This window comes from Aeromicrobium sp. (assembly GCF_047606445.1).
GTDB lineage: Bacteria > Actinomycetota > Actinomycetes > Propionibacteriales > Nocardioidaceae > Aeromicrobium.
This window is the reverse complement of record NZ_JASGEK010000058.1, coordinates 48,088-70,954: the sequence shown is the minus strand read 5'-3', so window position 1 is coordinate 70,954 and position 22,867 is coordinate 48,088. Positions and strand designations below refer to the sequence as shown.

Genomic DNA, 22,867 nt, shown 5'->3' with positions numbered 1-22,867 from the left:
CTCGCGCCCGCCTGGCTGGTCGCGGCGCTCACCACCGGGGCCGTCCTCGCCGGCGGGGCAGCGCAGGCCAACCCCCAGGGGCTCGACGGCCTGCCGCTGCCCGACCGGCCCGCGACCCAGGCGGCCCCGGCCCCCTCGCCTCCACAGGCCTCGCCAGCCCCGACGGACGCGGCGACCGTCACCGTGCGTCCCGGCGACTGCCTCTGGCTCATCGCCCGCGACCACGCTCCGGCCGGAGCCGACGACGCCGAGGTCGCCCGGCTGACCGCCGCGTGGCATCAGGCCAATCGCGCGGTGATCGGCGCCGATCCCAACGCGATCCATCCCGGTCAGACGCTGACCGCTCCGACCGCCGAGGAGCTGTCGTGAGGTCGGCGACCGCGCTGGCGGCGGTCCCGATGTTCACGGTCGACGAGGAGTGCGTCGACCAGATCCCGCTCCCGTTGCCGCAACGGCCGGTCACCCTGCTGCCGGTGCCCTTCGAGCGCGGCCCCCAGCCGGAGCAGCCGCTGCGCGAGGGCGCCTCGCGTTTCCTCCAGGCCCTCGTCGAGACGCTCGCCGGAGAGCGGTCGGCGCGTCAGCTGTCGGGCTGGCTGGCCCCCGACGTCTACCGCGTGCTGGAGCGGCGCATCGCCATCGGCAGCCGTCGCCCGGCCCACCGGCAGCCACAGGGGCGCGGCCGCGCCCGCATCGCCTCGGTGCACGTCTCGATGATCTCCCCGACGATCGCCGAGATCGCCGGGCGCATGGTCCACCGCGGCCGCTCGCGCGCCCTCGCGATCCGCCTGGAACTCCGCGACCTCCCCCGCGACCGACGCCGCTGGGTCTGCACCGCCCTGGAGTGGGCCTGACCCCCTCAGGCGGTGAGTTGTCCACCTTTCGGTGGTGGTGGGTGAGCTGTCCACCCTATGAGTCCTCATAGGGTGGACAGCTCACCGACGTGTGCCTAAAGGTGGCTAACTCACCGCCCCAGGGGGACGAGGTCAGCGGTTGCTCTTGCGGCTCTTCTTCTGCTGCTTGGCCTTCTGGCGGGCCTTGTTCTTGGCCTTGTTCTGCTGGCGGCGGGCCATCTCCTCGGCGGTCGGCGCGCTCTTGCCCGACTCCTCGGTGCGCACCTCCTCGCCGCCGTCCTCGGTGGGGGCGGTGTAGGCCAGCTTCTGCTGCGTCGGCTCGGCCTCGACGCCGCGGGCCGACACCTGCGGCGCGGCGGCCTCCTCCTCGGGCGCCTTGACGTTGACCTCGACGTTGAAGAGGTAGCCGACGGCCTCCTCCTGCACCGCCTCCATCATCGTCTGGAACATGTCGTAGCCCTCGCGCTGGTACTCCACGAGCGGGTCGCGCTGGCTGTAGGCGCGCAGGCCGATGCCGTCGCGCAGGTAGTCCATCTCGTAGAGGTGCTCGCGCCACTTGCGGTCGAGCACGCTGAGCACGACCAGACGCTCGGCCTCGCGGACGACCGGCTCGGTCAGCTCTTCCTCGCGACGGCCGTAGGCCTCGAGCGCGTCGGCGACGAGCGTCTCGGTCAGCTTCTCGCGGCTGAGCTTGCCGCGCCCGCAGGCCTCCTCGACCACCTGGTCGGCGGTCAGCTCGACCGGGTACAGCGTGCCGACCGCAGTCCACAGGGCGTCGAGGTCCCAGTCGTCGGAGGCGCCCTCGGTCGCGCCGACGACATAGGCTGCGACCACCTGCTCGATCATCGCGCGGACCCAGCCGCGCAGGTCCTCGCCCTCGAGCACCTTGCGGCGCTCGGCGTAGACCACCTCGCGCTGACGGCTCATCACGTCGTCGTACTTGAGGACGTTCTTGCGGGTCTCGAAGTTCTGCGACTCGACCTGCGCCTGCGCCGAGGCGATGGCGCCGGTGACCCGCTTGTTCTCGATCGGGACGTCGTCGGGGACGTTGAGACGGGTCAGCACCCAGTCGACCCAGTCGGCCTTGAACAGACGCATCAGGTCGTCTTCGAGCGACAGGTAGAACTGCGAGGTGCCGGGGTCGCCCTGACGTCCGGAGCGGCCGCGCAGCTGGTTGTCGATGCGGCGCGACTCGTGCCGCTCGGTGCCGATCACGGCGAGGCCGCCGAGCCCGACGACCTCCTCGCGCTCGGCCTCGACCTGACGCTCGGCCCGAGCCACCGCCTCGGACCAGGCCTCCTCGTAGCCGCTCTCGGGGTCGCCCGGGTCCATGCCCTGCTTGCGCAACTCGGCATCGGCCAGGAACTCGACGTTGCCGCCGAGCATGATGTCGGTGCCGCGGCCGGCCATGTTCGTGGCGACGGTGACCGCGCCCTTGTGGCCGGCGAGCGCGACGATGGCGGCCTCGCGCTCGTGCTGCTTGGCGTTCAACACCTCGTGCGGCACGCCGCGCTTCTTCAGCGCCTTGCTGACCCGCTCGCTCTTGGCGACGCTCGTGGTGCCGACGAGCACCGGCTGGCCGTGCTGGTGCCGCTCGACGATGTCCTCGACGACGGCGTGGAACTTGGCGTCCTCGGTGCGGTAGACGAGGTCGGGCAGGTCCTCGCGCGCCACCGGCCGGTTGGTGCGGATCGGGACGACGCCGAGGCCGTAGATCTTGTCGAACTCGCTGGCCTCGGTCAGCGCCGTGCCGGTCATGCCCGACAGCTTGTCGTAGAGGCGGAAGTAGTTCTGCAGCGTGATCGAGGCGAGCGTCTGGTACTCCTCGCGGATGCGCACGCCCTCCTTGGCCTCGATCGCCTGGTGCAGGCCCTCGTTGTAGCGGCGGCCGTCGAGCACTCGGCCGGTGTGCTCGTCGACGATCAGCACGTTGCCGTCGATGACGACGTAGTCCTTGTCGCGCTTGAACAGCTCGCGCGCCTTGACGGCGTTGTTGAGGAAGCTGATCAGCGGGGTGTTGACCGAGTCGTAGAGGTTGTCGATGCCGAGCGCGTTCTCGACCACGTCGATGCCCGCCTCGGTGACGCTGATCGTGCGCTTCTTCTCGTCGACCTCGTAGTGGACCTCGGGGCTCATGCCGCCGACGATCTTGGCGAACTCGGCGTACCACTGCACCTGCTCCTGCGTGGGGCCGGAGATGATCAGCGGGGTGCGGGCCTCGTCGATGAGGATCGAGTCGACCTCGTCGACGACGGCGAAGAAGTGGCCCCGCTGCACGCACGCGGCGAGGTTGGTCGCCATGTTGTCGCGCAGGTAGTCGAAGCCCATCTCGTTGTTGGTGCCGTAGGTGATGTCGCAGGCGTAGGCCTCGCGGCGCTGCTCGGCGTTCATGCCCGGCAGGATCACGCCGACCTTCAAGCCGAGGAAGCGATGCACGCGGCCCATCCACTCGGCGTGGTACTTGGCGAGGTAGTCGTTGACGGTGACCACGTGCACGCCCTCGCCGGCCAGCGCGTTGAGGTAGGCCGGGAGCGTCGAGACGAGCGTCTTGCCCTCGCCGGTCTTCATCTCGGCGATATTGCCCAGGTGCAGCGCGGCGCCGCCGAGGATCTGCACGTCGAAGTGGCGCTGGCCGAGCACGCGGTCGGCGGCCTCGCGGACGACGGCGAAGGCCTCGGGCATGAGCCCGTCGAGCGTCTCCCCGTCGGCCAGGCGCTCGCGGAACTCCGCGGTCATGCCGCGCAGCTCCTCGTCGCTCATGGAGGAGAAATCGTCGGCGAGGTCGTTGACCTGGACCGCGACGGCCTCCAGCTGGCGCAGGATCTTGCCCTCGCCGGCTCGCAGGATCTTGTCGATGATCTTCTTCGGCACTCGATGAGTCTAGGCGGTCGCCGAAGCGCCGAACAGATGGCTGGCCGCCGGCACCACCGTCGCCGTGATCTCTGTCACAGCCTGGACCTATGCTATCGGTCATGCCTTTCACCGAGCCCACGCTGCCGCCCCTGGACCCGGCGCATTTCCGCGAGACGCCGTTCTTCGAGCGGATCAAGATCGAGACGACGTTCTGGGCCGAGAACGGCTTCGGCAGCCCGAAGGCGCTGCACGTCCTCTACGTGCTCAAGGTGGTCGTGCTGTCGATCGTCGGCGGCGTGTCCCTCGCGACGTCGACCTCCGAGGGCGTCGGCGCTCCGTGGGAGGTCGCCCAGTGGTGGGACCAGCCGATCGTCTGGCAGAAGCTCGTGCTGTGGGTGGCACTGCTGGAGGTCATCGGCGTCGGCGGCGCGTGGGGTCCGCTGACCGGCCACTTCAAGCCCTTCTACGGCGGCGCCCGCTACTGGCTGCGGCCCGGCACGATCCGGCTCCCCGCCTGGCCCGACCACGTCCCGCTGACCAAGGGCGACACCCGCACGGTCGTCGACGCGCTGCTCTACGCGGCGGTGCTGGTCAGCCTCGCCGTGGCCCTCGCCCTGCCCGGCGTGACGCCCGACCATATGGACGACTTCCCCGCCGACGTCCACGGCGGCTCGGTGAACCCCGTGCTGATGCTGATGCCGGTCGCCTTCCTGGTGCTCGTCGGGCTGCGCGACAAGGTGGTCTTCCTGGCCGCGCGCGGCGAGCAGTACGTCCCGGTGATGCTCTCGGTCGGCCTGCTGAGCTTCACGAGCTTCGCCGACATGATCGTCGCGGCGAAGCTGATCATCGTCGTCGTGTGGGTGGGCGCGGCCGTGTCGAAGATCGGCGAGCACTTCCTCAACGTGATCCCCCCGATGGTCTCCAACACGCCGTGGACGCCACGGTTCCTCCGTCGGGCGCACTACCGCGACTTCCCGGACGACCTGCGCCCGTCCAAGCTCGCCTGGTTCATGGGGCACGTGCTCGGCACGCTCGCCGAGATGGCGGTGCCGCTGGTCCTGCTGTTCAGCGCGAATCCCACGATCACCCTGCTCGGCGTGCTCTCGATGGTCGCCTTCCACGCCTTCATCACCTCGACCTTCCCGCTCGCGGTGCCGCTGGAGTGGAACATCCTGTTCGGCTATCTCGCGGTCTTCCTGTTCCTGGGCTACCCGAACGCCGACGGCTACGGGCTGGGCGACGTCTCCCGGCCGTGGCTGCTGCCGGCGATCCTCGCCGCCCTGCTGTTCTGGCCGGTGCTGGGCAACCTGCGCCCCGACCTGGTGTCCTTCCTGCCGTCGATGCGCCAGTACGCGGGCAACTGGGCCTCGGCGGTGTGGGCGATGGCCCCCGGCGTCGAGGAGCGCTTCAACGAACTGCCGATCCCGGTCCGCACGCACACCGAACAGCTGGCGGGGCTCGGCTACGAGCCGGACGCCGCCGACCTCACCGTCGAGCTGTTCATCGCCTGGCGCTCGATGCACAGCCAGGGCCGCGGTCTGCTCTCGGTCCTCTCACGCGAGTTCGGCGACGACATGGAACGCTATGTGATCCGCGAGGGCGAGTTCGGCGCGAACCTCGTCGTCGGCTGGAACTTCGGCGACGGCCACCTGCACGACGAGCAGCTGATCGAGGCGATCCAGAGGCGGCTGCGCTTCGCGCCCGGCGAGTTCGTCGTGGCGTGGGTGGAGTCCCAGCCCATCCACAAGAAGACTCAGGAGTACAAGATCATCGACGCCGCCGTCGGCGTGGTCGAGCGGGGCACCTGGAAGGTGGCCGACTGCGTCGCCGAGCAGCCGTGGCTGCCCGACGGCCCGGTCGCTCACGAGGTCGCGTGGCGCCACCCCGACTACCACCGGCCGGAGTTGTGAGGACTCGCCTCACTCCCCGTCGAGCAGGCCTAGCTCGCGGGCGACGCTGAGCGCGGCGGCGCGCGAGGTGACGCCGAACTTGCGGTAGATCGCCGACAGCTGGGTCTTGACCGTGTTCGGCGAGACGTAGAGCGCGGCGGCCATCTCGCGCGTCGTGCCGAAGTCGGCGAGCGCCTGCAACACCTGCCTCTCACGCGGCGAGAGCGCCATCGAGCGTGACTCGCGGTGGCCGGGCTGGAGGAGCCGTCGGCTCAGATAGGCCGTCAACCGGGAGGCGTTGCGCTCGCTGGCCAGCCGCAGCAGCGCGCGATGGTCGGAGTCGGCCAGATAGGCCAAGTGCGCGCGGGCCGCGTAGGCGTCGCTGGTCACCGCCGCGCCGGCCAGCCACTCGGCGGCGAGGTCGGGGTCGTCGGCGCGCAGCGCGGCAGCAGCCCCCAGCGTCTGGGTCGCCGCACGGCTGCGGATCGTGTGGCCCGGCAGCTCCAACGCCTCGGCGGCGACCGTCAGCGCCGCGCGCGGCGTCGTCGTGGCGAGCGCCGCGGCGATGCGCGCGAAGGCCAGATGCGGGCTGCCCTCCGGCTGGTCGCCCAGCACCGCGACCGCCCGGTCGGCGTCGCCCGCGTTCAGCCACAGCGTCGACAGCAACGCCGTCACATGCTCGGTGAGGACGTTGTCGCCGACGCCCGGCGGCGGGATCTCCGCGCTCAGCTCGACCTCGATGCGCTCGGCCTCCGCCTGCGCCTGCCCCAGGCCGAGCCGCGCGCCCATGGCGACCGAGGTCAACAGCGGCCAGAACTCGGCGGTCTGCTGATAGCTGCTCGACTCGCGCAGCACGTCGAGCGCGCCCTCGTAGTCGAAGTTGTCCAATCGCATCAGGCCCTCGGCGAACAGGCCCATCCCGTTGAGATAGGACTGCCGGAACTCCTCGGGCCAGGCGCTCGTGTCGACGGTCTGCTGCGCGGCCTTGCCGCGCGCCGCGTCGCCGACGAACACGTGCGTGCCCGCCACATAGGCGATCGAGTAGTTGCGGGTGGTCTGGCTCTCGCAGAGCGCCGCCGACCGGGTCATCACCGCCAGCGCCTCGGCGAAGGAGCCGTCCTGCAGGATCGAGAAGCTGAGCTGTCGCAACACCGTGGCGACGTAGTCGCCGAGCTGCTCCAACTCGGCCGGACCGATCTCGTCGACCAGGGCCGCCGCCTCGAGGCTCGCCCGCGCCGACTCCCGGAAACGCGCCGCCAGCCGCAAGGAGACCGCGCGCAGCGAGGCCGCAGCGAACCGGTCGAAGCCGGGGGCGAGCCGGAAGGAGGCCTCCTCGGCGGCCACGACGCGTTCGAAGAACCGCGTCGCCTCGCCACGCAGCACCGGGTTGCCGCCCATGGCGGCGCCCAGCGCGAAGGCCAGCAGCGGGTGCCGGTCGAACTCGGGCTCGGGCACCCGGCGCATGATGGCCACGAAACGCTCGCTGAGGTAGCTCTCGGGGTTGGTCATGAGCAGATGCAGGAAGATCCGCTCCGCCAGCGAGTACGCCTCGCCGTCGACGGCGTAGCCCAGCGCGAGGTCGTGCTCCTCGTTGGCCACCAGCCACTCGGCGGTCGCCCGGGCGGCCTCGCGCTCGCGCTCGGGGTCCTCGGCCGCCTGACGGCCGAAGGCCTCACGGATCGACTCGACGTACCGGAAGAGCGGCCGCCCCGAGGCGTGGGGGATCCACTGGCCGAAGCCGGAACGCTCCAGAGAGTCGAGCATGTCCTCGACGTCGCCGCGACCGGTGAGCCGACGGGCGAGGTCGGCGTCGACGTAGGGCGCGGACGCCGTGGCGGCGAGGAAGCGCGCCGCCTCCCCGTCGGGCAGCTGCGACTCCAGGTCGGCCGCGACGATCGATTTCCAGTCGACGGAGTCGACCGTGGGCTGCTCCATCTTCGACAGCGCGAGCAGCGCCGCGCGCACGCTGAGGGCGTAACCGTGGGTGGCCTCGGCGATCGAGGTCGCCAACGCCCGGTCGTCGCGGCCGAGGTGGGTCTCGACCAGCTCGTGGACCTCCTCGACGGTCATCGCCATCTCGCGCAGCGGCACGACGTGCGAGGTCATGCGCAGCTGGACTGCGTCCGACGACAGCGTCGTGTTGCCGCGGGTGGCCACCATGACGCGCGCCTCGGGCAGCTCGGCAACCAGGCGCATCAGGTCGTCGTCGACGGCGCGGGCGTTCTCGCCCAGCTTCTCGTAGGCGTCGAGGACGAGCGTGAACGACCCGGCGCCGGCGAGCATGCGCACCACCGCGGCCACCGGATCGGGCGAGGCCGCGACCTGCCCGCGCGCCGCCCGCACCGCCTCGTCGCCGAGCCCGCAGAGGCGACGGGCACCCTCGGCGACCTGCCGCCAGAAGGCGTGCCGGGTCGAGATGTTGTCGTCGACGGTGACCCAGACCGACGGGTGGTCGCGCGGGACGCGGGCGAACCAGCTGCGCAGCAGCGTCGTCTTGCCGCATCCGCTCGGGCCTTCGACCACGCAGATCGACGGCACGCGGACGTCCAGCAGCCGGTACAGGCGTGGACGGTCGACGACCCCCCACGCCGCCGATGAGCCGTCTCCCATCGCTTCGTCCTCCCCGCCCGCTGTCGTTCCCGCCGAACCCGCCGTGCCAGGGTGAGACGGCTCAGACCCGGCGGTATGACGCGGTAACGCCCCCGGAGGCCGAAAGAATCTCAGCGGAGTCCCGCCCCGGCCCTCACCCGGCGCGCCCCGCCCGGACGCCCTGGGCGAGCGGACCGGCCAGATCTCCCCGATTCTCGACCTCGACGTCGGGTAGTCCGAGCCAGGCGGCCGTCAGCCGCAGCTCGGCGGCCAGTTCGGCCGCCGTCTCGCCGGGCGCGTCGGGCTCGGCGAAGGCGGCGGCGACCCGCAGCGCCCCGGCCGCGCGGTCGGCCTTGAGGTCGACCCGCGCGACGAGACGCTCGCCGAGCAGGAAGGGCAGCACGTAGTAGCCGTGCACCCGGCGCTCGGCCGGCACGTAGATCTCGATGCGGTACCGGAAGCCGAACAGCCGCTCGGTCCGGGTCCGCTCGAAGACCAGCGGGTCGAAGGGGCTCAGCAGCGCCCGCGCGTCCACCCGTCGCGGTCGGACCGCCTCGGCGTGCAGGTAGGCGGGCCGGTCCCAGCCCTCGACCGCGACCGGCTCCAGCTCCCCCGCGGCCACGAGGACGTCGACCGCCGCCCGCGCGGGGGCGGCCGCGAGCCGGAAGTAGTCGCGCAGGCAGGGGACGGTCGCCACACCCAGAGCCCGGGAGGCGTGGCGGACCAGCTCGACGTGGGCCTCGTCCTTGTCGAGCGCGGGGGCGTCGTGCCACGGTGGCGGGACGACCCGCTCGGGCAGGTCGTAGACGCGCTCGAACCGGGCGTTGCGCCCGGCGGCGGTCACCTGGCCGGTGGCGAACAGGTATTCCAGCGCCTTCTTGCCGTCCGACCAGTTCCACCCCCAGCGGTCGCGGGAGCGGTCGGCGCCGTCGTCGAGGTCGCGGGCGGTGAGCGGGCCGCGTTCGGCCACCTCGCGCAGCACCCGGGCGACGAGTCCGGGCTGTTCCTCGGCGACCTTGCGCGGTCCGGACCAGAGCTTGCTTCCCTCGTCCATGCGCCAGCGCAGGGCCGGCCACAGCCGCAGGTCGACGAGGGCCGCCTCGTGCGCCCAGTACTCGAACAGCCGTCGGGTCGCCCGGCGGTCGCCGGTCCATCCGGCGGCCCGGTGCAACAGGCCGGTGTCATAGGGGCCGAGCCGCGAGTAGGCCGGCAGGTAGTGGGCCCGCTGGAGCACGTTGACCGAGTCGATCTGGAACAGCCCGAGGCGTCGCACCACCCCGGCGAGATGACGGGCGGTCACCTCGCGGCCGCCGCCGGCGTTGACGCGCGGACGGGTGAAGCCCTGCGCCGCCAGCGCGATCCGCCGCGCCTGGGCGACGGTCAGGGCGGCCATGTCACTCCTCGTCGATGAGCTTGCTGCGCACCGCGTACATCGCGGCCTCCATACGCGATTTGAGCTGCAGCTTCTCCAAGATGTTGCGGATGTGGTTCTTGACGGTGTTCTCGCTGATGAACAGCTCCGCGGCGATCTCCCGGTTGCTGAGGCTGCGCGCCACGAGCCGCAAAACCTGCAGTTCGCGGGCGGTCAACGCGGCCTGCGGGACGGGGCCGCGCGACATCTGCACGAACTCCTCCAACAGCTTCGTCGCCATGGAGGGGCTGATGAGCGACTGCCCGGCCGCGACGAGGCGGACGGCCTCGGCGACCTGGTCGTAGGTGGATCCGTCCTTGAGCAGATAGCCCGACGCGCCGCCCCGGATCGACTCGTACAGGTCGGACTCGTCGTCGCTGGCGGTGAGCATGATGATGCCGGTGGTCGGCGAGATGGCCTTGACCTGGGCGCACACCTCGACGCCGCTGCGACCGGGCATGCGCACGTCGATGAGCGCGACGTCCGGCGGATGGTCGGCGACCGCCCGCAGCGCCTCGTCGCCGTCGGCGACCTCGACCAGCTCCAGATCGGTGTCGGCGCTCAGCACCGTGCTGACGCCGCGCCGGAAGAGCTCCTGATCGTCGACCAGGAGCACCCGGACGCGCGCGTGGTCGCCGGGGTGACGGGGATCGGGCACGCTCCGCATCATGCCATGCCCGCCGCGACGACGCGCGCGTCCCGGGCGGGTGTCAGCCGGCGACCTCCCCGTCGGTGACGAGATGGATGACGCCGTAGTCGTAGCCCTGACGCCGGTAGACGACGCTGGGCTGCATCGAGTCCTTCTCGACGAACAGGTAGAAGTCGTGGCCGACGAGCTCCATCTCGTAGAGCGCCTGGTCGAGCGTCATCGCCGGGGCCGTGTGCGTCTTCTCGCGCACGACCATGGGACCGTCGCCCTCGATCCGCACCGGCGGGGCCGGCTCGGGAGCGGCGTCGGCCGACGGGACGACCTCGGCGATCAGCTCCTCGGGGGCGTCGGCGGTGGCCTCGGCCAGCGAGGTCGGGTTGTGCTGCCCGTGGTGGATGCGGCGGCGGTCCACCGCGCGGCGCAGCCGCGTGTGCAGCTTGTCGACGGCGGCGTCGAGGGCCGAGGCCTGGTCGCCGGCGCAGGCCTCGGCGCGGATCACCGGGCCCTTCGAGCGGACGGTCAGCTCGACGCGGGCGGCGCGGTCGTGCTGGCGGGGGTTCTTCTCGTGGGTCACCTCCACATCGACACGGTTGATGCGCTGACGGCTGTCGAACTTGCCGATGCGCTGGAGCTTCTCGTGGACCCGCTCGCGGAACCTGTCCGAGATCTCACTGTTGCGACCCGTGACGACGATTTCCATGGGGTGACCTCCCGCGTGTGTGGATGAGCCTTCATGCCATACCGAGACCGTAGACCCGTCAGGGGTCCGAGGGGAAGGGGGCGCGCGGCGATTTTTGTGTTCCGCTCAGGCGGGCGCGCCCCGACGGCCCGGCGGCGGCGTGTCCGCGACCACCGCGACGCCCGCCGCCCGCACCCTCGCCGCACGCAGGGCGCGGACCGCCTCGGCCGCGGAGGCGCCGGTCGTGAGCACGTCGTCGACCACGAGCACCGTGCCGACACCGCGCGCGAGACAGCGCTCGAGGGCGTCCGGCCGCGCTTGGAAGGCCCCGGCGACGTTGCGGCGGCGCGCGGCGGCGCTCAAGCCCGCCTGGTCGCGGGTCGACCGGGCGCGGCGTAACAGCGGCAGCGCGAGCGCGTCGACGTCCGCCCGCGTCAGCACACGGACCGCCGAACAGGTCAGCTCCGCGACGGGGTCGGCCCCCCGCCGCCGTATCTGCGCCCGGTCGGTCGGCACCGGGACCAGCGCCACGCGGCCGGTCGGCGCCAGCGGCAGGCAGGCGCAGGCGAGCGCATGTCCGAGCGGGGCGGTCAGGCGCGCGCGTCCCTGGTCTTTCCACGCGACCACCACCCGCGCCATCGGGCCGTCGTTGTCGGTCGCGGCGACGGCAGGCGGCAAGCCGGGACGCGACGACAGCAGGCGTGGCCGGGGCGCGCAGGACCGGGCGCAGTCGGCGCACCAGTCGAGCCCGGGAGCGCCGCACCCGGCGCAGTCGGCGCCGACCACCAGGTCGGCCGCCGCCGACGCCCACGCCTTCCACTCGCCCATGCCGCGAGCATGGCCCGTCGGCCCCGATCACGCCAGCGGTCTGTCCACAGCCTCTGGTGACGGGATCGCCTGGTAGCCGACGCCGCGGACGGTGCGGATGACGCGCGGGTCGTCGGCGTCGTCCTCGATCTTGGAGCGCAGCCGTGTGACATGGACGTTGACGAGCTTGGTGTCGCCCGCATGGTGGTAGCCCCACACGCGGCGCAACAGCTCCTCGCGGGTGAAGACCCGATCCGGCTCGCTCAGCAGGCAGGCGAGCAGGTCGAACTCCAGCGGCGTCAGGTCGAGGCTCCTGTCCCCTCGCGAGACCGTGTGCGCGGCCGGGTCGACCACGAGATCGCCGCAGCGCAGCGGCTCGGCCGGCTGATGGGGGCCGCGCAGCCGGGCGCGCACCCGCGCCAGCAGCTCGGCGTCCGGGACCGGCTTGACGACGTAGTCGTCGGCGCCGGCGTCGAGCCCGGCGACCACGTCCTCGGTGGCCGACCGCTCGGTCACGAAGACGACCGGCACCGAGGAGGCCGCCCGGACCCGCCCGCACACCGACAGCCCGCCCAGGCCCGGCAGCGTCATCTCCAGCAGCACGAGATCGGGCCGGTACGCCTCCACCGCGGCCGGGGCCAAGTCGCCGCGATGACACGCCAAAGTGCTGAGCCCCGCCGCCCCGAACACCGACCCGAGGTGTTCGGTGAGAGCGACGTCCGCGTCGACGACGAGCACACGGTCGCGGCGGGAGCGGCGGGGACTCATGCGCGACCTCGACCCGGCACCGCCATGGGCCTCAGTAGCGGTAGTGGTCCGGCTTGTACGGACCCGCGACGTCGACGCCGAGGTAGTCGGCCTGCTCCTGGGTGAGCTCGGTCAGCTCGACGCCGAGCGCGTCGAGGTGCAGGCGGGCGACCTCCTCGTCGAGGTGCTTGGGCAGCACGTGCACGCCGAGCTCGTACTGATCGGCCTTCGTGAACAGCTCGATCTGCGCCAGCACCTGGTTGGTGAAGGAGTTGCTCATCACGAACGACGGGTGGCCGGTGGCGTTGCCGAGGTTGAGCAGACGGCCCTCCGACAAGACGATGACCTTCTTGCCGTCGGGGAAGATCCACTGGTGGACCTGGGGCTTGATCTCGTCCTTGACGACGCCGGGGATCTTGGCCAGGCCGGCCATGTCGATCTCGTTGTCGAAGTGGCCGATGTTGCCGACGATCGCCTGGTGCTTCATCTTCTCGAAGTGCTCGACGCGGATGATGTCGAAGTTGCCGGTGGTGGTGACGAAGATGTCGGCGAGCTCGACGACCGACTCCAGCCGCTTGACCTCGTAGCCGTCCATGGCCGCCTGGAGCGCGCAGATCGGGTCGATCTCGGTGACGATGACGCGGGCGCCCTGGCCGCGCAGCGACTCGGCGCAGCCCTTGCCGACGTCGCCGTAGCCGCACACGACCGCGACCTTGCCGCCGATCATGACGTCGGTGGCGCGGTTGATGCCGTCGATCAGCGAGTGACGGCAGCCGTACTTGTTGTCGAACTTGCTCTTGGTGACCGAGTCGTTGACGTTGATCGCCGGGAACAGCAGCGAGCCGTCCTTGAAACGCTCGTACAGGCGCAGCACGCCGGTGGTGGTCTCCTCCGAGACGCCCTTGACGCCCGCGGCGATACGGGTCCAGCGCTGCGGATCGTTCTCCAGCGAGCGGGCGAGGACGCGCAGCACCTCCTTGTACTCCTCGTTGTCGGTGGTGTCCTGGCCCGGCACGGCGCCGGCCTTCTCGAACTCGACGCCCTGGTGCAGCAGCAGGGTGATGTCGCCGCCGTCGTCGAGCAGCACGTTCGGGCCGAGCCCGTCTCCGAAGGCGAAGACCTTCTCGGCCTCGTCCCAGTACTCGGCGAGCGTCTCACCCTTCCACGCGAACACCGGGACGCCCTGCGGGGCCTCGGGCGTGCCGTCCGGGCCGACGACGACGGCCGCGGCGGCGTGGTCCTGGGTGGAGAAGATGTTGCAGGTGGCCCAGCGGATGTCGGCGCCCAGCGCGGCGAGCGTCTCGATCAGCACCGCCGTCTGGACGGTCATGTGCAGCGAGCCGGCGATGCGCGCGCCCGCCAACGGCCGGGCGTCGGCGAACCGGTCGCGCATGGCCATCAGGCCCGGCATCTCGTGCTCCGCGAGGGAGATCTCCTTGCGGCCGAACTCGGCCAGCGACAGGTCGGCGACGTTGAAATCCATAACGGCCATCGTAAGACGACACGGCCTGGATCAGAGCGCGCGGGCCTCGTGGGCGAGCATCGCGGGGATGCCGTCGTCGGTCACCGGGTACGCCAGCCGACACGCCTGGCAGACCAGCTCACGGGCGTCGGCGTCGACGAAGAGGCGGTCCCGGCAGGCGGGGCAGACGAGGATCTCCAACAGTCCGGGGTCGACGAGCATGCGATCACTCTAGCCCCGTCCCGCTCAGCTGAGCGCGCAGAAGGCCTCGACCTTGGACGTCGGGCCGGAGACGATCAGCTCGTCGCCGACGGTGACCCACGTCTCGGGGCGCGCGTAGGTGAAGTCCTCGCCGCGCGTCTTGACCCCCACGATGGTCACGCCGAAGCGCCGTCGCAGGTTCGCCTCGGTCAGCGTGCGGTTCTCCGCGCACTCCGGCGCGCGGGTGCGGGCGATCGCGAAGCCGTCGTCGAACTCGATGAAGTCGGTCATCGTGCCGGTGACGAGGTGGGCGACGCGTTTGCCCATCTGCGACTCCGGACGGATGACGTGGGTGGCGCCGACGCGTTCGAGGATCGCCGCGTGCTTGCCGCTGATCGCCTTGGCCCACACCTCGTGGACGCCGAGGTCGAGCAGGCCGAGCACGGTGAGCACGCTGGCCTCGATGTCGGTGCCGATGCCGACGACGGCGATCTCGAACTGCTCGACGCCGATCTGCCGCAGCGCCTCGGTGTCGGTGGTGTCGGCGGCGACCACATGGGTGAAGTCGGCGGCGTGCTTCTGCACGATCTCGGCCCGCTCGTCGACGGCGAGCACGTCGTGTCCGAGCTGCACCAGCGACCGCGCCACAGCGAGGCCGAAACGGCCCAGTCCCAGCACCACGACGGGGGCGGTGGGCGAGGTGTCCTTGCTCCTGGCCATGACGTCTCCTGATCCGATACTCGTTCTAACCGATACTCGGCTTAACCGATGATGGGCTGCTCTTCGGGCAGCGTGTAGCGCGGCGCGCGGCGCCGCAGGACGAAGGCCGAAGCGGCGGTGATGGTGCCGACCCGGCCGATGAACATCAAGACGATCAGCACCAGCTGCGACCCGACGTCCAGCGTCGGGGTGAGGCCGGTGCTGAGGCCGACGGTGCCGAAGGCGGAGGTGACCTCGAACAGCGACTGCTCGAAGGGCGCCCCGGACGCCAGCATGAGCGCCCAGGTCGATCCGGTGACCAGCATGACCGCGATCAGCGCGATCGTCAGGGCGGTGCGGACCACCTGCGGCCCGATGGCCCGCGACCCGATGGTGACCTGCGGGTCGCCGCGCAGCTCCGCGAGCACGACGTAGGCCAGCAGCAGGAAGGTGGTGATCTTGATGCCGCCGGCCGTGGACGCGCTGCCGCCGCCGATGAACATCGAGACGGTGGCGAAGCTCAGCGTCTCCGGCGTCACCGCGCCCCAGTCGAAGCTGTTGAAACCGCCTGAGCGGGTCATCACGCCGCTCTCGACGCCGGTCAGCAGCCGGTGGTCCCAGGGCATCGGGGCGAGCGTGCCGTCGTTGTTCCACTCCAGCAGCAGGAAGCCCGCGACGCCGATGACGAACAGGCCGATGGAGCCCCACACCGTCAGCCGGGTGTGGATCGTCCAACGGCTCGGGCGCCGCCAGCCCTGGAACAGCTCGGCGAGCACCGGGAAGCCGACCGCGCCGAAGAACACGCCGACGCAGATCGGCAGGACCACCAGCCAGTCCCCGGCATAGCCGGTGAGGCTGTCGGGGTGCAGGGAGAACCCGGCGTTGTTGAAGGCCATGACCGCGTCGAACACGCCGTGCCACAGCGCGGTTCCCCAGCTGTCGAAGTACTCGCCGCGGTAGCGCAGGGTGAGCGCCAACGCGATGACCGCCTCGAAGCTCAGCATCACCGTTCCGACGCGACGGAACAGCGGACGCACCTCGCCGAGGCTGACCACGTGCATATCGGTCTGGGCCACGAGGCGGGTGCGCAGGCCTAGCCGTCCGCCGATGAACAGGCCCAGCACCGTGGCGAGCGCGACGATGCCGAGGCCGCCGATCTGGGCCAGCGCGACGATGATGCCCTGCCCGGCCGGAGACCAGTAGGCCGCCGTGTCGACGGTCGCCAGGCCGGTGACGGTGACCGCCGAGGTCGCGGTGAAGAAGGCCGCCATGAAGTCCGGCGAGTCCACGCCGGACCGTGCGAACGGCAACAGCAGCAGACCGGTCCCCAGCAGGATGAGCGCGAGGAAGCTCAGCGGCAGGAGCCGGACCGGATGCGCGATGGCGGCCGGGAGGGCCAAACGGGACACAGGCCGACGCTACACCCGCCACCTCCTCCCCCGCGGCCCGTTCCCGCCAAGGCGGTGAGTTATCCACGTTTCACCATCCGTCGGTGCGCTGTCCACGTTATCGACGCTCATAGCGTGGATGAGCCACCGACCTTGCGGCAAAGGTGGACAACTCACCGCCTCAGGGGGTCGGTGGGCCGGGATCAGCCTTTGCGGACGAACACCGCGCGATAGGCCAGTCGGCGGACCGACTCGGGGACGAGGCGGTAGGGCGCGCGGATCGCGACGTTGCGCAGCCACTGGCCGGTGGACACGAAGCCGAGGCGGCGCATCCGGCCCTGCAAGACCAGTTCCGAGCGCAGCAGCCGCAGGCCGCCGCGACGGCTGTAGGCCCCGTCGTCGACCCGGTAGCGCAGCAGCGGCTCGGGCAGATTCTCCGCGCGGGCGCCGCCGTGCAGCATGCGCGCCCACAGCCAGTAGTCCTCCATCAGCGGCAGTTCCTCGTAGCCGCCCGCCTCGCGCACCGCCGAGGCCCGGTAGACGACGCTCGGATGCTGGAAGGGCGAGCGGGAGCGCGCCTGCCGGACGATCTGCTCCTGACCGACCGGCACCGGACGCACCTGTTCGGCGACCCCGTCGCCGAACTCCACCAGCGCCGAGCCGACGATGTCGTAGCCGTCGGCGATCAGCGGGATCTGGCGGGCGAAGCGGTCCGGCGTGCTGACGTCGTCGGCGTCCATGCGCGCGACGACGTCGTGGCTCGCCTCGGCCAGGCCTGCGGTGAGCGCCGCCGACAGACCCCCGTTGCGCTCCAAGACCACATGGCGCACCGGCACGGACGAGGCGTCGATCATGCGCTCGACCCGGGCCGCCAACACCTCGCCGACGGGACCGTCGCGCACGAGGACCACCTCGTCGGGCGGCAGCTCCTGACCGGCGGTGACACTGTCGAACGCCTCGGCGAGCTGCCCGGCGTCGTCGCCGTCGTAGTAGGACATGAGCACCGTGAACGGGACGGTCATCGCCGCTCCCACCGACGTTGGGCGAGGTCGAGCTCGGCGATCACGGCCAGCGCGCGCTCCGGCACGCCGACGCCGTCGAGCGCCTCCCGGTTGGGACGCGGCCCGGCCGCCCGGGCGTCGCGCCAACCGCGACGTCGGCCGTCGCGGATCACCTCGGGGTCGCTGGAGGTGCGGGCCGCGCGCCACCAGCGGCGCAGCGTCGCCAGGGCGAACAACAGCTTCTCATGGACGGCGAGACTTCTGGAACGCGTGAACACCCACAGCTTGTTGCGCACCTCGTAGTAGAAGCGCGGCCCCGGATCGGCGTCGGAATCGGCGAGCGCCTTCGTCTTGTGCAGCACGACGCTGTCGGCGACCGCGAGGCCGATGCCGCCGCGCACGATGCGCGTGGAGTACTCGAAGTCGTCGTTCCAGATGAAGTAGTCGGCGATCGGCAGACCCCGCTCGCGCACCGACGACGCCCGGTACATCGACGAGACGAACGACAGCGACCGCACCGCCGTCGCGCCGGCCGACGCCGCGAGCGCCTTCTGCGCGCCGGTGGCGAGCACCCAGGGGCGCGGGGTGTTCATCGGATGCTCCGAGCCGTCGGTCCAGACGGCTTTGGAGCACACCGCGTCGACGGTCGGACCGGGCGCGCGGGTGGCCGCGAGCAGCGCCTCGGCCGCGGCCGGCTCGGGCACCACGTCGTCGTCCATCACCCAGATCCAGTCGGGGTCGTGGTCGGCGAGGGCGACGGCCATCGCGGTGGCGAAACCGCCCGCGCCGCCGGTGTTGGCGCTCAGCCGGACGAGGTGGACGTCCGGGCGGTCGGCGACCTCGGCCGAGCCGTCGGTGGAGGCGTTGTCGACCACCACGACCGCCGCCAGCGGCAGCGTCTGGGCGGCGAGCGCGTCGAGCGTCTCGGCCAACAGCGGCCCTCGGTTGTAGGACACGACGACCGCGACGACCCGTTCAGACATGAGCCGCCTCCCTCCGTTGAAGCACGCGTTCGGCCACGGCGAGGTCGCCCGCGCGGGTGATCTTGAGGTTGTCCTCGTCGCCTGGCACGACCAGGATCGGCGTCTCGGGGAAGGCCGCGCGCACCACCGAGCAGTCGTCGGTGTGAGCCGCGGCGACTGCGGCGTGCGCGCGGCGCAGCAACCCGGCGCGGAAGCCCTGGGGAGTCTGCACGCGGCGCAGCCGGGCGCGGTCGGGGGTCGCCACGATCCGGCCCCCGGCGTCGACCTCGACGGTCGTGTCGACGCAGTCCACGCCGACCGTCACCGCGTCATAGTCGTCCAGCGCCGCCACCACGCGCGCGATGACCTCGGCGGAGACCAGCGGACGGGCGGCGTCGTGTACCAGCACGAGGGCGTCCTCGTCGTCGGGGACGGCCGCGAGCCCCTGACGTGTGCTCTCGGCGCGCGTCGCTCCGCCAGCGACCACCGCGGCGACCTTCGGCTCGCCCTGCGCGATCCGCTCGGCCTCGGCGCGGCTGCCCTCCCCGGTGACGATGACGACCTGATCGATCAGCGGAGAGTCGGCGAACGCCGCGACGGAGTGCGCGAGCACGCTGCGCCCGGCGAGCAGGCTGAGCTGTTTGGGCTGGCCGGAGCCGAAGCGCTCCCCCACCCCGCCGGCCAGCACGAGGGCGTGGACGGTCATGCGTCGCCCTGTTCAGGACGGACGACCACGGGGTCGCCGGCGGCGCGCTGCTCGGCCTTCCAGGCCCGGAAGCCCTCCTCGGTCACACCGCGCCGCCAGTACGCCGACACCGACAGGTCGGCGCGCTCCACACCCCGCTCCTTCACATAGGGACGGACGGTTTTGAGCAGCGCCGACTCGCCGTGCACGAAGACCCGCACCCGGCCCTCGGGCCAGGCCCAGGCGCGCACGGCCTCGTCGAGCAAGGAGGTGGTCCCGGCGGCGGCCGGAGCGCGGCGCAGCCAGCGCAGGTCGACGTCGGCGGCGGTCTCGACGTCCTGCTCGTCGCCGGACCCGTCCACCTCGACGAACGCCGTGGCACGGGCGCCGGCGTGCAGCGCCTCCAGGCTCGCCGCGACAGCCGGCCAGCCCGCCTCGTCGCCGACGAACAGATGGTGGTCGGCCTCGGGATCGGGCCGGTAGCCGCTGCCGGGTCCGCGCAGGTCGATGGTCGCGCCGGGCTCGGCCGCGCGCGCCCACGGTCCGGCCAGCCCCTCGTCGCCGTGCACGACGAAGTCGATCCAGATCTGACGGCTCTCCCGGTCGAAGCGGCGCACCGTGTAGGTCCGCAGCACCGGCTCGTCGGAACCGCCCGTGACGAAGGCGAGTTTGACGTAGGCGTCGGTGTCGCCGTTCCACCGTTCGACGAACGCGTCGAAGTCGTCCGAGGTCAGCACGAGACGCCGCATGGACCGCGTCAGATCGACGGCCCGGACGACGGTCCATCGGGTCAAGGGGATGCGCGACACGCCTGTAGCCTAACGAGGTGACTTCCCCGGGCATCGACCTCGCACAACTCGACCCGGAGGTCCGGGTCGCCGACGATCTGTTCCGCCACGTCAACGGACGCTGGCTGGCCTCGGCCGAGATCGCGCCGGACCGCGCCACCGCAGGCTCCTTCGTGACCCTCGTGGACGAGGCCGAGAAGAAGGTGCGCGCCATCATCGAGGCGGCCGCGGAGAACGCCGACGACGAGAACGAGCGCAAGATCGGCGACCTCTACGCGTCCTTCATGGACACCGAGCGGGTCGAGGCGTTGGGCGCGTCGCCGCTGCGCCCCGACCTCGACCGGATCGACGAGGTGGCCGACATCGCGGGCTTCACCCGTCTGCTCGGCTCCTTGGAGAAGACCGGGACGCGCGGCGTGCTGGGCCTCTACATCGCGCCCGACCGCGGCCGGCCCGACCGCTATCTCGCGCACATCGTGCAGTCCGGGATCAGCCTGCCCGACGAGTCGTACTACCGCGAGGACGAGTTCGCCGAGATCCGCGAGGCCTACGTCGCCCATGTGGCGAGCCTGCTGACGCTGGCCGGGGTGGACGACGCCGAGGCCCGCGCCGCACGGGTGCTCGACCTGGAGACGAAGGTCGCCGCCTGCCACTGGGACCGGGTGGCCTGCCGGGACGCGCAGAAGACCTACAACCTGCACACCTACGCCGAACTGGCCGAGGCGCTGCCCGCCTTCGACCTGACCGCCTGGCTCGCCGCGGGCGACATCGAGCCCGCCGTGCTGGCCGAGTCGGTCGTGTCGCAGCCGTCCTATCTGGCCGGTCTGAACGAGCTGCTGACCGAGGAGCTGCTGCCGTCTTGGCTCGACTGGCTCCGCTGGCAGGTCGTGCACGCCTCCGCGCCGTACCTGTCGAACGACCTGGTCGAGGAGAACTTCGCCTTCTACGGCCGCACGCTCAGCGGCACCGACGAGCTGCGTCCCCGCTGGAAGCGCGCGGTGTCCTTCGTCGAGGGCGCGATGGGCGAGGCGGTCGGCGAGATCTACGTGCGCACCGAGTATCCGGCGACGTCGCGCGAGCGCATGGACGAGCTGATCGCGAACCTCATCGAGGCCTACCGCCAGTCGATCGCCGAACTGCCGTGGATGGGCGAGGAGACGAAAGCCCGCGCGCTGGAGAAACTCGACGCGTTCACCCCGAAGATCGGCCACCCGGAGGAGTTCAAGGACTACTCCGCGCTGGAGACCGACCCGACCGACCTGCTCGGCAACGCCCGCCGGTCGATGGCGGTCGAGACCGCGCGCGAGCTGGCCAAGATCGGTTCTCCGATCAATCGCGACGAGTGGTACATGACGCCGCAGACGGTCAACGCCTACTACAACCCGACGATGAACGAGATCGTCTTCCCGGCGGCCATCCTGCAGCCGCCGTTCTTCCACGCCGGCGCCGACGACGCGGTCAACTACGGCGCCATCGGCGCGGTGATCGGCCACGAAATCGGCCACGGCTTCGACGACCAGGGATCGCAGTTCGACGGCACGGGAGCGCTGTCGAACTGGTGGACCGACGCCGACCGGGAGGCCTTCGAGCAACAGACCGCCGCGCTGATCGAGCAGTACGACGCGCTGAGCCCGGAGGGCGCGGACGGCGGATGCGTCAACGGCGCGCTGACGATCGGCGAGAACATCGGCGACCTGGGCGGCTTGAGCATCGCCTACCGGGCCTTCCGCATGACCGAGCCGGGCGAGGAGCTGATCGACGGCCTCACGCCCGACCAGCGCTTCTTCATCTCGTGGGCGCAGGCCTGGCAGTCGAAGGTGCGTCCGGCCGAGACGGTGCGCCGGCTGACCGTCGACCCGCACTCGCCGCCGGAGTTCCGCTGCAATCAGGTGGTCCGCAATATCGACGCCTTCTACGAGGCGTTCGGCGTGACCTCCGACGACGCCCTGTGGCTCGACCCGGAGCAGCGCGTCACCATCTGGTCGTCATGAGCGCGCCGGAGCAGGCCGCCTACCCGCAGACCCGGCTGGTCGCCTCGCTGGCGGCGGTCCAGGTGATCGGCGGCATCGGCAACGGCGCGGGCTTAGCCATCGGCGCGCTGCTGATCAAGGAGGTCAGCGGGTCGTCGGGCTGGGCGGGCATGGCGACGGTCATGCTGACCCTCGGCGCGGCGCTGTCGACGGTGCCGCTGGCCCGCTGGGCGATGCGCTCGGGCCGTCGTCCGGCGCTGACGGCGGGCTGGCTCGTCGGCGCGGCCGGCGCGCTGGTGACGATTCTCGGCGCGGAGCAGGACTCGCTGCCGGTGGCGCTGCTCGGCCTGTTGATGTTCGGCGCGAGCACGGCCGCCAACCTGCAGTCGCGCTTCGCGGCGGCCGACCGGGCCGAGCCGAGCACGGTGGGTCGCTCGCTGTCGATCGTGGTGTGGGCGACGACGATCGGCGCGGTGTCCGGGCCGAACCTCACCCAGCCCGGCGCCCGGGTGGCCGAGACACTCGGCATCGAGCCGTTGGCCGGGCCGCTGGTGTTCACGGCGGTGTCGTTCGCGTTGGCGGGCCTGCTGACCTTCGCCCTGGTCCGTCCGGATCCGCTGACCCGACGCGGCGACGAGCCGGAGCGCGAGCGCGTCTCTCCGTGGCCGCACCTGCGCGGCCCGGCGCTGACCGCCGTCATCGCCATCGCCGCCTCGCACGCGGTGATGGTCGGCGTGATGTCGCTGACGCCGGTGCACATGCACGACCACGGCTCGGAGTTGGAGCTGATCGGTCTGACGATCAGCCTGCACATCACGGGCATGTTCGCGCTGTCGCCGGTGTTCGGCTGGCTGAGCGACAAGGTCGGCGCGCCGACGGTGATCGTGCTGGGCCAGCTGGTGCTGATCGCGGCGGTGGCCGTGTCCGGCTCCTCGGGCCACTCCGAGCCGCAGACCATGCTCGGCCTGATCCTGTTGGGCGTGGGCTGGTCGATGTCGGTGATCGCCGGGGCGGCGCTGCTGACCACCTCGGTGGAGTCCTCGGCGCGCCCGGCCGTGCAGGGCGTCTCGGACTTGACGATGAACCTCGCCGGGGCCAGCGGCGGCCTGCTGTCGGGGCTGATGATGGCGTGGCGCGACTTCCCCACCCTCAACATCGCCGCCGGCCTGCTCACCCTCCCCGTCCTGGTCTTGGTCCTCACCACCCGCCGCACGCCCGTACCCTGAGGCGCGAGGA

The 22,867-nt window shown here is 71.5% G+C and carries 20 protein-coding genes; 5 read left to right on the top strand and 15 right to left on the bottom strand.

Translation table 11 applies throughout. The annotated features are described in order from the left end of the window. Positions 1-369 (top strand): LysM peptidoglycan-binding domain-containing protein (locus QM621_RS11035; RefSeq protein WP_414990432.1); only part of this gene is annotated, 369 nt, incomplete at its 5' end. Then, a complete protein-coding gene (locus QM621_RS11030) occupies positions 366-851 on the top strand; it encodes an Rv3235 family protein (RefSeq protein ID WP_414990431.1) in 486 nt (161 codons plus the stop codon). The genes QM621_RS11035 and QM621_RS11030, both read left to right, overlap by 4 nt. A gap of 132 nt (positions 852-983) precedes the next feature. On the opposite strand, the gene secA is transcribed toward QM621_RS11030, so the two are convergent. Next, positions 984-3,707 carry a preprotein translocase subunit SecA gene (gene secA / locus QM621_RS11025; protein ID WP_414990433.1) on the bottom strand — a complete coding sequence of 908 codons (2,724 nt, stop codon included), beginning with the start codon at positions 3,705-3,707 and terminating at the stop codon, positions 984-986. Between the two features lie 116 nt (positions 3,708-3,823). Between secA and QM621_RS11020 the strand changes: the two genes are divergently transcribed. Further along, complete coding sequence (locus QM621_RS11020) at positions 3,824-5,614, top strand: DUF3556 domain-containing protein (protein WP_414990430.1); 1,791 nt, start codon at positions 3,824-3,826, stop codon at positions 5,612-5,614. A gap of 9 nt (positions 5,615-5,623) precedes the next feature. Here the strand turns inward: QM621_RS11020 and QM621_RS11015 are convergent, their stop codons facing one another. From QM621_RS11015 to QM621_RS10950, 14 genes are all read right to left on the bottom strand, one after another. After that, on the bottom strand, positions 5,624-8,203 hold the full coding sequence (locus tag QM621_RS11015; protein WP_414990429.1) for a LuxR C-terminal-related transcriptional regulator: 2,580 nt from the start codon (positions 8,201-8,203) through the stop codon (positions 5,624-5,626). Positions 8,204-8,336: 133 nt separating this feature from the next. Then, positions 8,337-9,575, bottom strand: a complete 1,239-nt coding sequence (locus QM621_RS11010) for a winged helix-turn-helix domain-containing protein (RefSeq protein ID WP_414990428.1) — start codon at positions 9,573-9,575, stop codon at positions 8,337-8,339. 1 nt (position 9,576) lies between these two features. Continuing rightward, positions 9,577-10,251 (bottom strand): response regulator, encoded by a 675-nt coding sequence (locus tag QM621_RS11005; protein ID WP_414990427.1) that lies wholly within the window; start codon positions 10,249-10,251, stop codon positions 9,577-9,579. Between the two features lie 52 nt (positions 10,252-10,303). Then, positions 10,304-10,942, bottom strand: a complete 639-nt coding sequence (gene hpf, locus QM621_RS11000) for a ribosome hibernation-promoting factor, HPF/YfiA family (protein WP_414990426.1) — start codon at positions 10,940-10,942, stop codon at positions 10,304-10,306. A gap of 105 nt (positions 10,943-11,047) precedes the next feature. Further along, positions 11,048-11,749 carry a ComF family protein gene (locus QM621_RS10995; protein WP_414990425.1) on the bottom strand — a complete coding sequence of 234 codons (702 nt, stop codon included), beginning with the start codon at positions 11,747-11,749 and terminating at the stop codon, positions 11,048-11,050. A gap of 27 nt (positions 11,750-11,776) precedes the next feature. Further along, positions 11,777-12,496, bottom strand: a complete 720-nt coding sequence (locus tag QM621_RS10990) for a winged helix-turn-helix domain-containing protein (protein ID WP_414990424.1) — start codon at positions 12,494-12,496, stop codon at positions 11,777-11,779. A gap of 31 nt (positions 12,497-12,527) precedes the next feature. Then, on the bottom strand, positions 12,528-13,958 hold the full coding sequence (gene ahcY / locus QM621_RS10985) for an adenosylhomocysteinase (RefSeq protein WP_414990423.1): 1,431 nt from the start codon (positions 13,956-13,958) through the stop codon (positions 12,528-12,530). A gap of 30 nt (positions 13,959-13,988) precedes the next feature. Beyond that, complete coding sequence (locus tag QM621_RS10980) at positions 13,989-14,159, bottom strand: Trm112 family protein (protein ID WP_414990422.1); 171 nt, start codon at positions 14,157-14,159, stop codon at positions 13,989-13,991. Positions 14,160-14,183: 24 nt separating this feature from the next. Further along, positions 14,184-14,858, bottom strand: a complete 675-nt coding sequence (locus tag QM621_RS10975; protein WP_414990421.1) for a potassium channel family protein — start codon at positions 14,856-14,858, stop codon at positions 14,184-14,186. 41 nt (positions 14,859-14,899) lie between these two features. Beyond that, positions 14,900-16,246, bottom strand: a complete 1,347-nt coding sequence (locus tag QM621_RS10970; protein ID WP_414990420.1) for a TrkH family potassium uptake protein — start codon at positions 16,244-16,246, stop codon at positions 14,900-14,902. A gap of 182 nt (positions 16,247-16,428) precedes the next feature. Then, positions 16,429-17,247, bottom strand: a complete 819-nt coding sequence (locus QM621_RS10965; protein WP_414990419.1) for a glycosyltransferase — start codon at positions 17,245-17,247, stop codon at positions 16,429-16,431. Further along, positions 17,244-18,209 (bottom strand): glycosyltransferase, encoded by a 966-nt coding sequence (locus QM621_RS10960; protein ID WP_414990418.1) that lies wholly within the window; start codon positions 18,207-18,209, stop codon positions 17,244-17,246. Before QM621_RS10960 ends, QM621_RS10965 begins: the two co-directional genes overlap by 4 nt. Next, positions 18,202-18,894: a 2-C-methyl-D-erythritol 4-phosphate cytidylyltransferase gene (gene ispD, locus QM621_RS10955; protein ID WP_414990417.1), complete on the bottom strand. Its 693-nt coding sequence runs from the start codon at positions 18,892-18,894 to the stop codon at positions 18,202-18,204. The genes QM621_RS10960 and ispD overlap by 8 nt, the downstream gene beginning before the upstream one ends. Next, positions 18,891-19,682, bottom strand: coding sequence for a siderophore-interacting protein (locus tag QM621_RS10950; RefSeq protein ID WP_414990416.1), 792 nt, complete (start codon positions 19,680-19,682; stop codon positions 18,891-18,893). The genes ispD and QM621_RS10950 overlap by 4 nt, the downstream gene beginning before the upstream one ends. A 17-nt stretch (positions 19,683-19,699) precedes the next feature. Here QM621_RS10950 and QM621_RS10945 point away from each other — a divergent pair, with 17 nt between their 5' ends. Together QM621_RS10945 and QM621_RS10940 are read left to right on the top strand one after the other, a co-directional pair. Beyond that, positions 19,700-21,652 (top strand): M13 family metallopeptidase, encoded by a 1,953-nt coding sequence (locus QM621_RS10945; protein WP_414990415.1) that lies wholly within the window; start codon positions 19,700-19,702, stop codon positions 21,650-21,652. Further along, complete coding sequence (locus QM621_RS10940; protein ID WP_414990414.1) at positions 21,649-22,857, top strand: MFS transporter; 1,209 nt, start codon at positions 21,649-21,651, stop codon at positions 22,855-22,857. Before QM621_RS10945 ends, QM621_RS10940 begins: the two co-directional genes overlap by 4 nt. The last annotated feature ends 10 nt before the right edge of the window (positions 22,858-22,867 follow it).

Bases quoted from the DNA above. Each gene is read 5' to 3' on its own strand.
- QM621_RS11020 (WP_414990430.1), top strand. From the start codon at position 3,824: ATGCCTTTCACCGAGCCCACGCTGCCGCCCCTGGACCCGGCGCATTTC.
- QM621_RS11015 (WP_414990429.1), bottom strand. From the start codon at position 8,203: ATGGGAGACGGCTCATCGGCGGCGTGGGGGGTCGTCGACCGTCCACGC.
- QM621_RS11010 (WP_414990428.1), bottom strand. From the start codon at position 9,575: ATGGCCGCCCTGACCGTCGCCCAGGCGCGGCGGATCGCGCTGGCGGCG.
- hpf (WP_414990426.1), bottom strand. From the start codon at position 10,942: ATGGAAATCGTCGTCACGGGTCGCAACAGTGAGATCTCGGACAGGTTC.
- QM621_RS10995 (WP_414990425.1), bottom strand. From the start codon at position 11,749: ATGGGCGAGTGGAAGGCGTGGGCGTCGGCGGCGGCCGACCTGGTGGTC.
- QM621_RS10990 (WP_414990424.1), bottom strand. From the start codon at position 12,496: ATGAGTCCCCGCCGCTCCCGCCGCGACCGTGTGCTCGTCGTCGACGCG.
- ahcY (WP_414990423.1), bottom strand. From the start codon at position 13,958: ATGGATTTCAACGTCGCCGACCTGTCGCTGGCCGAGTTCGGCCGCAAG.
- QM621_RS10980 (WP_414990422.1), bottom strand. From the start codon at position 14,159: ATGCTCGTCGACCCCGGACTGTTGGAGATCCTCGTCTGCCCCGCCTGC.
- QM621_RS10975 (WP_414990421.1), bottom strand. From the start codon at position 14,858: ATGGCCAGGAGCAAGGACACCTCGCCCACCGCCCCCGTCGTGGTGCTG.
- QM621_RS10965 (WP_414990419.1), bottom strand. From the start codon at position 17,247: ATGACCGTCCCGTTCACGGTGCTCATGTCCTACTACGACGGCGACGAC.
- QM621_RS10960 (WP_414990418.1), bottom strand. From the start codon at position 18,209: ATGTCTGAACGGGTCGTCGCGGTCGTCGTGTCCTACAACCGAGGGCCG.
- ispD (WP_414990417.1), bottom strand. From the start codon at position 18,894: ATGACCGTCCACGCCCTCGTGCTGGCCGGCGGGGTGGGGGAGCGCTTC.
- QM621_RS10940 (WP_414990414.1), top strand. From the start codon at position 21,649: ATGAGCGCGCCGGAGCAGGCCGCCTACCCGCAGACCCGGCTGGTCGCC.